General features: G+C 55.3%; 11 protein-coding genes. 3 read left to right on the top strand and 8 right to left on the bottom strand.

Going from position 1 to position 12,282, the window contains the following annotated elements:
* Positions 1-24 precede the first annotated feature (24 nt).
* On the bottom strand, positions 25-1,752 hold the full coding sequence (gene acsA / locus ABC336_RS28355; protein WP_413241854.1) for an acetate--CoA ligase: 1,728 nt from the start codon (positions 1,750-1,752) through the stop codon (positions 25-27).
* 223 nt (positions 1,753-1,975) lie between these two features.
* On the opposite strand from acsA, the gene ABC336_RS28350 reads away from it, so the two are divergent.
* Positions 1,976-2,608 carry a GNAT family N-acetyltransferase gene (locus ABC336_RS28350; RefSeq protein ID WP_413241853.1) on the top strand — a complete coding sequence of 211 codons (633 nt, stop codon included), beginning with the start codon at positions 1,976-1,978 and terminating at the stop codon, positions 2,606-2,608.
* Between the two features lie 66 nt (positions 2,609-2,674).
* A complete protein-coding gene (locus tag ABC336_RS28345) occupies positions 2,675-3,856 on the top strand; it encodes an acetoin utilization protein AcuC (protein ID WP_413241852.1) in 1,182 nt (393 codons plus the stop codon).
* Between the two features lie 76 nt (positions 3,857-3,932).
* On the opposite strand, the gene ABC336_RS28340 is transcribed toward ABC336_RS28345, so the two are convergent.
* From ABC336_RS28340 to ABC336_RS28325, 4 genes are all read right to left on the bottom strand, one after another.
* Positions 3,933-4,628 (bottom strand): 5'-methylthioadenosine/adenosylhomocysteine nucleosidase, encoded by a 696-nt coding sequence (locus ABC336_RS28340; RefSeq protein WP_413241851.1) that lies wholly within the window; start codon positions 4,626-4,628, stop codon positions 3,933-3,935.
* 330 nt (positions 4,629-4,958) lie between these two features.
* The gene (ccpA, locus tag ABC336_RS28335; RefSeq protein WP_413241850.1) at positions 4,959-5,963 is read right to left on the bottom strand and encodes a catabolite control protein A; all 1,005 of its coding nucleotides are present in this window, start codon (positions 5,961-5,963) and stop codon (positions 4,959-4,961) included.
* Between the two features lie 191 nt (positions 5,964-6,154).
* Positions 6,155-6,568, bottom strand: coding sequence for a hypothetical protein (locus ABC336_RS28330; RefSeq protein WP_413241849.1), 414 nt, complete (start codon positions 6,566-6,568; stop codon positions 6,155-6,157).
* A gap of 92 nt (positions 6,569-6,660) precedes the next feature.
* The gene (locus ABC336_RS28325; protein WP_413241848.1) at positions 6,661-7,095 is read right to left on the bottom strand and encodes a VanZ family protein; all 435 of its coding nucleotides are present in this window, start codon (positions 7,093-7,095) and stop codon (positions 6,661-6,663) included.
* Between the two features lie 133 nt (positions 7,096-7,228).
* Here ABC336_RS28325 and ABC336_RS28320 point away from each other — a divergent pair, with 133 nt between their 5' ends.
* Positions 7,229-7,753: a type 1 glutamine amidotransferase domain-containing protein gene (locus tag ABC336_RS28320; RefSeq protein WP_413241847.1), complete on the top strand. Its 525-nt coding sequence runs from the start codon at positions 7,229-7,231 to the stop codon at positions 7,751-7,753.
* On the opposite strand, the gene ptsP is transcribed toward ABC336_RS28320, so the two are convergent.
* The 3 genes from ptsP to ABC336_RS28305 all read right to left on the bottom strand — a co-directional run bounded on the left by ptsP (position 7,750) and on the right by ABC336_RS28305 (position 12,233).
* On the bottom strand, positions 7,750-9,516 hold the full coding sequence (ptsP, locus tag ABC336_RS28315; RefSeq protein ID WP_413242631.1) for a phosphoenolpyruvate--protein phosphotransferase: 1,767 nt from the start codon (positions 9,514-9,516) through the stop codon (positions 7,750-7,752). The two genes, ABC336_RS28320 and ptsP, sit on opposite strands and share 4 nt — an antisense overlap.
* A 2-nt stretch (positions 9,517-9,518) precedes the next feature.
* Positions 9,519-11,399, bottom strand: coding sequence for a glucose PTS transporter subunit IIA (locus tag ABC336_RS28310; RefSeq protein ID WP_413241846.1), 1,881 nt, complete (start codon positions 11,397-11,399; stop codon positions 9,519-9,521).
* 120 nt (positions 11,400-11,519) lie between these two features.
* Positions 11,520-12,233 (bottom strand): hypothetical protein, encoded by a 714-nt coding sequence (locus ABC336_RS28305; RefSeq protein ID WP_413241845.1) that lies wholly within the window; start codon positions 12,231-12,233, stop codon positions 11,520-11,522.
* Positions 12,234-12,282 lie beyond the last annotated feature (49 nt).

Genomic DNA, 12,282 nt, shown 5'->3' with positions numbered 1-12,282 from the left:
CGTATATATCGGATGACTACCCGTTTAATCTTCGATCGTCGACAGATCACCGGTCGGCAGGTTGAGCTCCCATGCCTTCAGCACACGGCGCATGATCTTGCCGCTCCGGGTCTTCGGCAGCTTGTCGCGGAATTCAATCTCGCGCGGTGCAGCATGCGCGGAGAGCCCTTCTTTGACAAATTTGTAGATCTGCTGCTTGAGCTCCTCCGAAGGTTCATACCCTTCCCGCAGGGCAACGAAGGCTTTGATAATCTCCCCGCGCATCGGATCCGGCTTGCCGATCACCCCGGCTTCGGCAATCGCCGGATGCTCGACCAGCTTGCTCTCGACCTCGAACGGACCGACCCGCTCGCCAGCCGTATTGATAACATCGTCGATACGTCCCTGGAACCAGAAGTATCCTTCCTCGTCTTGATATGCCGAATCGCCCGACACGTACCAGCCGGACAACCGGAAGTACTCTTCGTATTTGGGCTGATTGTTCCAGATCTTGCGCATCATCGAGGGCCATGGCGTGCGAATGGCCAGATTGCCCATCCGATTCGGCGGCAGCTCCCGTCCGCTGTCATCGATGATCGCTGCCGTCACGCCGGGAACCGGTTTGCCCATCGAGCCCGGCTTGATATCCATGGACGGATAGTTGCAGATAAGCTGTCCGCCCGTCTCCGTCATCCACCAGGTATCATGGATGCGCTGACCGTATACTTTCATGCCCCACCGGACTACTTCAGGATTGAGCGGCTCGCCTACACTGAGCACATGGCGGAGGGATGACAGATTGAACTGGCGTACCAGGTCGTCGCCCGCCCCCATCAGCATCCGGAAGGCCGTCGGCGCGCTGTACCACACCGTGACACCGTATTTCTGAATCGTCCCGTACCAGTCCTCCGGAGAGAAGCGGCCGCCGCGGACGACATTGGTCGCACCGAGCAGCCACGGTGCGAAGATGCCATAAGACGTCCCGGTTACCCAACCCGGATCTGCAGTACACCAATAGACATCATCTTCCTTCAGATCGAGCACATAGCTGCCCGTCATCCGGTGCTGCAGCATCGCATTCTGCACATGAAAGACGCCTTTGGGCTTGCCGGTAGAACCGGAAGTATAATGGATGATCAAGCCATCCTCCCGGTCCAGCCATTCGATCTCGGCAGTTGACGAAGCACGGGCCATCTCCGCGCCGTAATCCACAATCCCCTCCCCTGCAGGCACATCATCGCCGACGACGATCGTGTGGGCCAGCGCAGGAAGCTCATCGCGCGCCACTCGGCCGATCAAGGCCGGTGTGGTGACGATCGCCACAGCTTCACTGTCCTGCAGCCTGTCCTTGACCGCTGTCTCCATAAACGCTTCAAACAGGGGGCCGACGACGGCGCCGACTTTGAGGATGCCGAGCAGGCAGAAGTACAATTCGGGTGTCCGAGGCATGAAGATAAAGACGCGTTCCCCTTTGCCGATCCCCAGCCCGCGGAGCACATTGGCAAACTTGTCGGACTGCTCCTTCAGCTGGGCAAATGTATATTGTTCCTCGCGTGTCTTGTCGCTGTAATAGAGGGCTACCTTGTCCCCGCGTCCTTCTGTCACATGACGATCCACCGCCTCGTAAGCCATGTTCACCTTACCGGTCTCTGACCAGGAAAATTGACGCTCCAGCGTTTCCAGGCTAAAATTGGCTCTGGCCTCTTCATAGCCGCCCATATTGGTATTCGTTGCCGTTGCTTTAATACGCTCCTGCTGCTCATTTTGTTCCATTGTCCAATCCTCCTCATGATACGCTATCCATGTGTTAGAATACGCTTACAAATGATGATCTAAATCAAAAAAATTCAAAAAATCGTCATTTGTTATTATAGCACATTTTATATCCGTCGCCCATGGGCTTTTCAACACTCCTCTTTTTTGTTATAAGTGTAACTAGAACATGTTCGATCTATCTATCCTACAGCCTCTATTAGAGCCGAAAGGTGGAATGGCAATGGAGCACCGCAAACACCTACACCGCCACACCTTCATGAACGGAGACGAGGAACTGGTCGTAGAAGGCCCGGTCGAGCCGGAGCGTCTATCGGCCTGGGAGATGCACCCCGATCTCGACGCCTTCCGCAGACCGCGTGACCAGCACGAGGCGCTGGTAGAAATCGCGGGCTTGCCCGAGGGCAGGATCATCGTCGCCCGCAGCGGCAGCCTGATCGTCGGTTATGTCACTTTTCACTACCCTGACGAGATGGAACGCTGGTACGAGGCCGAGATGGCTGACCTCGTCGAGCTGGGCGCCATTGAAGTAGCCAACAGCTACCGTGCGCTTGGACTGGGCAAGCGGTTGATCCAAACCGCCTTCGAAGGCAGCCAGTTGGAAAATATGATCGTCTATACGACCGAATATTATTGGCACTGGGATCTCGAGAGCAGCGGGTTGAACGTCTGGGATTACCGCAAGATGATGGAGCAGTTGATGAAGTGTGTCGATATGGTCTGGTTTGCCACGGATGATCCGGAGATCTGCGCGCATCCGGCCAACTGCCTGATGGTTCGAATCGGCAAGGAAGTCCCGCAAGCTTCGGTAGAAGCCTTTGACCGTGTCCGTTTTCGGCAGCGGTTTATGTACTGAGCCTGCATTCAACTATTCAGCCACGGCCAATGTGCGGCCGATTACTTACAAGGAGGACGCCAAGCGATGAAGATGGCCAACGAGCTGTTCGTGCACCACGCGGACGCCCTGCGTTACCGATTCAACGACCAACACCCTTTTAATCCGATGCGGCTGACGCTCACCATCGATTTGTTGAGAGCGTCTTCAGCGCTGGAATCACGCCACATCATCGTCCCCCCGCCTGCCGATGAGTCGCTGTTGGCGTTGCTGCACCGCTCGGACTATATCGAGGCTGTACGCCAGCTTAGCGCTGAAAGTCCGGTGCCGCGCTGGTACAGTCAGGCTCAGCAGTACGGGCTGCAGACCGAGGACACGCCCTGTTTCCCGGGCATGCATGAAGCTGCGGCCACGATAGCCGGCGGCTCTGTCCACGCAGCCGGAGCCATCATGTCCGGCAGCACGCGACATGCCTTCCATATGGCTGGCGGATTGCACCACGCCTTTCCTGATCGCAGCGCCGGATTCTGCGTGTACAATGATGCGGCGATTGCTATCGCCTGGCTGCGCAGACAATATGATGCCAGGGTGCTCTATATCGATACCGATGTTCACCACGGAGACGGTGTGCAGTGGGCTTTTTACGATGATCCCGCTGTATGTACCTATTCGATTCATGAGACAGGCAAATTTTTGTTCCCTGGCACAGGCTACGTCCATGAGCGGGGTGCTGAACAAGGGTTCGGAGCTTGCTTTAATGTGCCCGTAGAGCCTTATACGGAAGATGACTCTTGGCTGGAGTGCTTCCAGGAGAGCATCGAGCGTGTCGCTGCGGCGTTCCGCCCGGACATCATCATCAGCCAGCACGGCTGCGACGCCCATGCGCTGGATCCGCTGTCGCATATCCACTGCAGTATGCGCATCTATCAGGAGATGCCGGCGACGATCCACCGTCTGGCTCATGAGCATGCCGGGGGCAGATGGCTGGCCGTTGGCGGCGGCGGCTACGATATCTGGCGGGTCGTACCGAGGGCCTGGGCGCTTGTCTGGCTGGAGATGTCAGATCATCCGCTTAAGGATAAGATCGCCGAGCAGGGAAGCGCAGCCCTGCTGCCGGAGCGGTGGCGGGCCCAGTGGCAGCCGCAGAGCCCTGATCCGCTGCCGGAGACATGGCTCGATGATACGACGAGCTGGGCGCCGATGCCCCGGCGGGCGATCATCGCCGAGCAGAATCGGGCGATCAAAAATATCGCCATCCAAGACCTATAAGAAATCCTCACAAAAAGGAAATCCCCTTCGCCGGCGGCGAAGGGGATTCTCATTCTAACAAGTGATGAAAAGGCTGTTACACCCGGGCAATCATCTCTTCGATCATCCGATACGAGTTCTCCGCGGCCTTGACAGTAAACTCCGGAAAATTGACATGCGCGGAGCCGTCGGCCTTGTCCGAGATCGAGCGGATGACGACATACGGGATCCCGTTCATCGCACACACCTGTGCCAGTGCCGCCCCTTCCATCTCTGTACAAACACCGTGCATCTCTTCGTGCAGCTGCCTGACTGTCTCGCGGCTGGCGATGAACTGATCTCCCGAGAGCACTCTGCCCTTGCGGTAGCGACCCGGGAACAGCTGCTCTGCAGCCTGCACTGCGATCTCGACAAGTCTGGCATCAGCAGGGAAATCGGACAGCTGCTGAAATGGAATCACGCCGCGCTCAAAGCCGAGGGGGCTGACATCCATATCATGCTGCGCGCTGCTTGTCGAAATGACGATATCGCCGATCTCCAGCTGCGGATCCAGCGCCCCCGCAACTCCGGTAAACCATATGCAATCGACACCCTGATCGATCAATACTTGAGTACAGACAGCGGCATTCACCTTTCCTACACCCGATTTGCCGTAGACGACCGGCTTCCCGCGCAGCAGGCCTTCATGCAGCACGATGCCTGCCTTCTCGATCACCCGTTCGTTAACCGCCTGTTTGTGGAGCAATTCGATTTCCTCGTTCATCGCCCCGATAATTCCGATCTTCACAGCCATTCAACCTCCATAATGATTCTAGTGTGTGGTACGTACCCGGGCCCATGTGCTGAGAATTTGAAAAAGCTCCCGAAGGAGCTTGGACAAGCAAAAACGACTTCGTCGTCCTTCTAGGACGTGCGGAGAGCTTTGTCGGAGAAATACAAGCCAAGTAGTTAGGTGAAACATATACTTTCTTGTATTTCAAGGTGAAACGGCTGCGCCTAAAAGTTTTGCAAGCAAAACTAGCTTCGTAAGCACACGGCGTCGCTAGTTTCATTCCGGAGAAATATAAGTCAAGTAGATGAAAAAATCATATACTATCTTATATTTCAAAACAATGACACGGTTCTACACTTGGGCAACCGACTGCCGCGAGATCAGTTCATGCTGCAGAATGACACGCGGATCCTCGACCGATTCCTTCTTCATAAGCTTTGTCAAAAGACGCATCGATACTGCGCCAATGTCATACATGGGTTGAGCCACTGTTGTCAGCTGCGGACGGACCATAGATGCCATCCGGCTGTTGTCGACGCTGATGACGGAGATATCCTGCGGTACCTTGAGTCCGTAATCCTGAATGCAGTGGATTGCGCCAATCGCCATCTCATCGGTGGCGGCAAAAACCGCTGTCGGTCTCGTCTCCATATCCAGGAAGTACTTCATCGCCTCAATCCCCGACTCATACCGGTAATTGCCTACACGGACAAGCGCTTCGTCGTAAGCAAGACCAGCCTGCTCCAGTGCGCGCTTATAGCCCTGGAAACGTGCATAACCGTTGGCCGGATCCTGCAGCGTACCGCTGATCATAGCAATATTCTTGTGTCCCTGGGCAATCAATGCATTGACGGCGTCGAAGGCTGCCGTCTCGTGATCGATATCGACCGATGGAATGGTCGCCTGTTCGTCTGTCGTTGCGCACAGTACGATCGGCACGTTGGAGGATTTGAAGGCAATGATATGCTCCTCCGTTACGGCGCCGCCCATAAAGAGCAAGCCGTCAACCTGCTTCTCCAGCAGCGTGTTGATGACGCGGATTTCTTTTTCCTTCTTCTTGTCCGCGTTGCAGAGGATGATGTTGTAATGGTACATGTTGGCGATATCCTCGATTCCCCTGGCTACCTCCGCGAAGATCGCATTGGAGATATCGGGGATGACCACGCCAACCGTCGTCGTCTTCTTGCTCGCCAGTCCGCGAGCAACCGCATTGGGCCGATAACCCAGCCGCTCGATCGCTTCGAACACTTTCTTGCGGGTTTGGGGCTTGACGTTCGGATTGTTGTTCACCACACGGGAGACCGTCGCCATCGACACGCCCGCTTCCCTTGCTACATCATAAATGGTTACAGTCACGTTCCTTCTCTCCATTTAGTTCATATTTTTGGTTCATAGCCTGGTAATTAGGAAGAAATGAGTGCCATGCTGACCGGACCTCTATTGAAATAATGATACGACAAAAAATTACTTTACGCAATGTCGCCTGCCGCAGCTCTTCCGAACCATGACATTTTGGCTGTCTTACTAAGTATGAAAATCTATCAAGCTTATGTAGACATCTTCCGCCGGCTAAGTTGAGAAAGTCGTTTTTCCAGCTCGGTCATCCATTCCCGGTTGCCAAGTTTTTGTGCGAGCAGCAACAGATCCAACAATTTGTTGATGCGCTCTGTTATAAGCTCCTCCATCTCCTGTCTGCCCGGCCGTTTCTGCCTGGTGTACAGTTCCATTATCAAATCTGCCCATTCATTCCATTCGTTAAACAGGAATGTCTGCTGCTGCGGCTCTGCTCCGAGCTGGCCGATCAATCCTGTCAGATCAGGCTTTACCTCCGGGAATACCTCGCTGCGGCTGCACGCCTCACATGAGTAGACCGGCACATTGTCGATCTCCACCTTGCCCGAATAAATGACCGTCCGCAGTTTCATGGACATCGTCTCGCCACAAGGACAGCTTTTTTCCACACCGGCCCACCCCTTCTATCGATAATCAGTCTGAATACATTATTCGACCCGGTTCGCCTTATTTCCTGCTAGCGATTGGTTGTAATTTTCTGTTATTTGTCTGCGCTATTTGTCAATCGCTGCCACCGGCGACGGATAAACGGGATACTCAAGGTCAACATGGCGAGCAGCGCGCCGATCCCGTCATTGCGGACATCCTTGGCATCGGGCGTGCGTCCGTCGACAAACGATTGATGATACTCGTCGGTTATGCCATATAGGATGCAGAGCAGCACAACGAGCGCCTTGATACGCCAATTGTCCGCGTGTCTGCCAAAACCGTAGGCCAGCAGCAGTGCCAGTATAAAATAAGCTGCAAAATGTCCCCAGTCGAAGCTCTGCATCCACGGCAAAAGCTTCTGAAACCAGGGCATCATGCCGCCCAATTGATCGCCCGTACGCGAGGACAGCCCAAAAATAACGCCCATCCACAGCAGCGCTGGAAGCCAGCGGAACCAGGAGCGGGGCGAGCGAGTGGTTTGCTTCATCTGATCTCCTTCGTTACAATAAATATAGATGATGTTCAAAAAGTCGCTTTTGATCACGAGGTGCTAAAAACCGATCTTTTTGAACTTCGCTTAATTCATTTTTGATTAAACATCCCTACTAGGAGGTCTATCAATGTCTTTAACCGGAAAATCAGTTATCTGTCTGCTCGACGATGAATTCGAAGATCTGGAATTGTGGTATCCCGTCTATCGCGTCCGTGAAGAAGGCGCCACCGTCTTGTTCGCCGGACCGGAGAAAGGCAAGAAGCATATCGGCAAATACGGCGTCCCCGCCGTCGCTGACTTGTCCTTTGAGGAAGTAAGCAGCAAGGACCATGACGGCATCCTGGTGCCGGGCGGCTGGGCGCCGGACAAGCTCAGACGCTATCCCAAGGTCCTCGAGCTGATCCGGGAGATGGATGCGGACCGCAAGCCGATCGGGCAGATCTGCCACGCCGGCTGGGTGCTGATCTCGGCGCGGATCCTGGAGGGACGCCAAGTCACCTCGACGCCAGGCATTCGGGATGATATGGAAAACGCCGGCGCCACTTGGCTGGACGAAGCTGTCGTCACCGACGGCAACCTTATCTCCTCACGCCGTCCGCCCGATCTGCCGCCGTATGCCAAAGCCTTCGTAGAGGCGCTCCGGCAGCGTTAAGAGCTCCGGGGCTTGCAGACGGACACCGGGGCCTCCTCCGGGGCGCCGATAGACCTGCTAAAGCGCTCCAGCTGTTCTCGGATCTCGCTGCTGGTCCGACAGGCCAGCAGCTCCTCAAGAAAGATGCGGCTCTCTGACTGTCTGGTACAGAGCAGCCGCTCTTTGACGTGCAGGATGCTATGCGCGCTCATGCTGAGCTCATCCACATCGAGGCCGAGCCAGATCGGCAGCGCCAGCGTATCGCCTGCCATTTCTCCGCACACACCGACCGGGATGCCCCGGCGCTTGGCGGCATCCACTGTCATCTTGAGCATCCGCAGGACTGCCGGATGATAAGGTTCATACATGTGCGCGATCTGATCATTCATACGGTCTACCGCTAGCACGAATTGGACCAGATCATTAGTCCCTATACTGAAGAAATCCACCTCATCCGCCAGCAGATCAGCGATCGCTGCCGCCGCCGGCACTTCGATCATCACGCCCACTTCCAGCTCCGGGTTGAACGGCAGCCCTTCGCTCTCCAGTTCACACTTGGCTTCTTCCAGCACGGCCTTGGCGGCACGCACCTCTTCGACCGACGAGATGAGCGGATACATCATCTTGACGTGTCCGAAACGGCTCGCCCGCAGGATAGCCCGGACCTGGGTCTTGAACAGATCCTTGCGATCCAGGCAGATCCTGATGGCCCGGTAGCCGAGGAACGGGTCCTCCTCCGATATGTTGAAGTAATCGAGCTGCTTGTCGCCGCCGATATCGAGAGTACGGATGATAACGGTGTCTTCGCCCAGCTTCTCCGCCACGCTCCGGTATACTTGGTATTGCTCTTCTTCTCCGGGAAAGCTCAGCCGATCCATATAGAGGAACTCCGTTCGGAACAGTCCGACGCCAAGTGCGCCGACCGGCAGCGCGACCTCAAGCTCCTTGAGCGAGCTAATATTGGCCGCCAGCTCCATCACTTTGCCGTCAGGCGTCATCGAACGGACACCGGCGATCTGCTTAAGCTTGTTTTTGGCTTCATGCTGTTCTTCCTGGGCTCTGGCGAACTGCTCGATGATCTGATCTTCCGGATCCAGGATGACCTGTCCGGTCTGTCCGTCGATCACCATCATCTCTCCTGTCTGAATGGGGTCCGTCAGTTTGTTCTCCAGTCCCACGACGAGCGGGATCCCGAGCGCCCGCGCCATGATGGCCGAATGTGAAGTCGTGCTGCCGGCCAGCGTGACGATGCCCAGGACATGTTTGGGGTTGAGATGAGCCAGCTGGGAAGGCGACAGTTCCTTGGCGACCAGGATAAAGGGCTGTGTATCGGTAGGCAGTTTGATCTCCGGAGCGCCGAGCAGATGTTTAAGAAGCCGGTTGCCGACATCCTTGATATCCAACGCCCGTTCCTTCATATACTCATCATCAAGCAGATCGAACATCGTTACGAAGTGGTCTATCGCTTCCTTGACCGCGACCTCCGCAGCCTTGTACTGACGCTGAATGATGCCCTGCACTTCATTCATGAAGACCGGATCGTCGAGAATCGCAATATGCGCATCGAAAATGTGGGATTCCTCGGTACCGACGACCTCTCTAAGCTCGCCTTTCATCTGCTCGATCTCGTCCTTGGATGTTTTGATGCCCTCATAGAGTCGATCGAATTCCTTGGCCAGGTCCGCGACGTCAATTTTCTGTTCCGGCAGATCCCACTCCCAGCCTGGCAGTACGAACGACTTGCCGATGGCGATGCCTCTTGATGCTCCTATGCCTTGAATAATGGTCAATCTCCCCCACCCTTTCTCTCTTTGAGCACAACGGACATGACGGATGCCTGCCCCTTCTTGACGCCTTTGAAAGGAGCGTAGCTCCAGGATCTTACGATATCTGAATTGGTTATGACCATAGGTGTCGCTAGCGATTTGCAGCCTTTGCGCACCTTTTGCAGATCAAAGCGGATCAGCAGTTGTCCGGCCTTCACCGCATCTCCTTCATGGACGACGGATTCGAAGCCGTTGCCGCCCAGCTGGGAAGTATCAATCCCGATATGCAGCAGCACCTCCAGCCCTTCGTCTGTCCGGAGCCCCACCGCATGCATCGTCGGATAGATGTGGATCACCGTACCGTCGACTGGCGACACCAGCTCGCCCCGGTCGGGCATAAATGCGACCCCTTTGCCCACCAGCTCATCGGCGAATATCTGGTCGGGCACCTCGCTCAACGGGATCATCTTGCCCTGCATCGGCGATGAGAAAGAGACTTGCGTCAGATCGCGCCGCAGTGTCTTCATCATTTCTTCGCGGATCAGCTCCGAGTAAGTGCCAAAGACGACCTGGACATTGCCGCCGCCCAAGCGGATGACGCCTGCCGCCCCCAGACTGCGAAGCGCATTGATATCCAGCAGTCTGTCATTCGTCAGCTTGAGACGCAAGCGTGTTATACAGGCTTCCATCTGGAGGATATTGTCCTTGCCGCCGATCGCTTGCAGGATTAGTGGTGCCCGGTATGGGATGTCTCCTGCCCACTCATCAAGCTGCGAACCCTCTTCGCGGCCCGGAGTCGGGATCCGGAACCGCCAGATCGCCCAGCGAAACATAATATAATAGAGTAAACCGAAGACAACCCCGATCGGCAGGAGCAGCCAGCCTCGCGTCGACAGATGCATGTTAATGATATACTCGATGGCTCCTCCCGAGAACGAGAAGCCGTGCAGGATACCAAGCTCATAGGTCAGCCACATCACCACACCTGAGAGGATCGCATGAACCACGAACAAATAAGGCGCCACGAACAAAAACGCGAATTCGATGGGCTCTGTGACGCCCGTCAGAAATGAAGCCAGAGCTGCCGACATGAAGGTCTTGCGGACCTTGGGCTTCAGATCCTCCCTCGCCTCCTGGATAATCGCAAAAGCGATCGCCGGCAGCGCGAACATCATCGTCGGGTACAGACCGGCCATGAAGGCGCCGGCCGTCGGATCGCCGGCAAAGAATCGAACGAGATCGCCGTAGACCATTGTGCCGCTGTCTGTCTCATACCCGCCTACCTGGAACCAGAACACATGGCTGACGAGGTAATGCAGGCCAAAAACGGTCAGGATCCGGTGGACGAATCCAAACAGGAACACACCGAAGCCGCCGGCAGAAGAGACAATCTCGCCAAGTCTGTACATGCCTTCCTGTATATAAGGTGCAATCTGAATCATCAGGATCGAAAAGATGACCGATAGCGCACTGACAAACAAAGGGACGAAACGCGGTCCGCCAAAAAACTGGATCGACTCCGGCAGCCTGAACTCCTTGAACAGGTCAAAGGAATAACCGGATACGATACCGACCAGCACGCCGATCAGGATCGTCGGCTGGATGTTGAGCTCGCTCATCGACCCGGTAATGCCTGTATATATAAACATCCCTGCCAGCGCCGCCATCCCCGCAGCTCCGGCATTGTTGGTAAGACCAAGGGCCACGCCGACGGCAAACAAATAGGGCAAGAATAAAAACAGCATATCGCCTGCCATTCCCAAATGCGAGCTCATCCCGGAAAGTCCGATGGCTTCCCAAGGCAGCTGGCCGAGAAATAGAAAAATGGCTGCGGCAGGCAGTACAATCATCGGCAGCATCAATGCACGTCCGAGCTGCTGCAGATTGCCCATAACATTCAATTAAGCGCCCCCTCTCTATCTTTTCTTCTCTACTCTTATCGATGGTAAGCGTTCCCGGCCATTTTGTCAAAAAGAAAACGACGGACCCGGAAGGGCCCGTCGCAGGTTGATACCATCTGCCTAGAAGCGGTTATTCATTCCTTGCTGGTATTGCCCGTGGGAACCAGCTTGATAGCCCAAGTGAGAAATGACCGGGCCTTGGTTTTGTTGGGCATGACTTGCTTGATAAACCGGGTTTTGCGGTGTATGCGCCTGAGCCTGTTGGAAGCCTTGATGCGATTGGAAAGCCTGATTGGACTGGAAGCCTGCATGCTGCTGGCCGCTGCCTGCAACTTGAGCATGCTGCAGTACAGGACTTTGTGACTCGGCGCCTGCCTGGAAGCCTGCATGGGAGATTACCGGCTGATGCTGTTGTTGTTGATAGCTGTTGCTTTGGAATTGCGCAGGCTGGTAATGCGCTTGTTGGGACTGCGGCTGGTAATGCGAGCCTTGACCATATTGGTGTTGGCCAGCTTGCAGGCCAACATGCGATAACACCGGTTGTTGGGACTGGGCTTGGCTCGACAAGCCCAGATGCGAGATGACAGGCTGGCTCTGGTGCTGCGATCCGGCAAAGCCGCTGTTCATGTTCGATTGGAACGATTGCGGCTGGAAGCTTTGCTGGTGTTGGTTGTTAGCTTGATATCCCAGATGGCTGGTTACCGGACCAGCGTTTTGGGTTGGAATATTGCCTTGGTAATGCGATTGTACGAAACCAGCCGGCTGGTACTGGTTCGCTTGTTGGTTGTTCGATTGGAAGTTTTGAAAGCCTTGTTGGTTAGACATTCCGTTCATGTCTGGTCCTCCTGTAAAGAAACGGTAGTCTTTACGAGCCGCACGAGGG

It is taken from the genome of Paenibacillus jepli, from assembly GCF_047238105.1.
In the GTDB taxonomy this organism is placed as follows: domain Bacteria; phylum Bacillota; class Bacilli; order Paenibacillales; family Paenibacillaceae; genus Paenibacillus_D.
The sequence above is the reverse complement of the archived record's forward strand: the minus strand, read 5'-3'. Positions and strand labels throughout refer to the sequence as shown.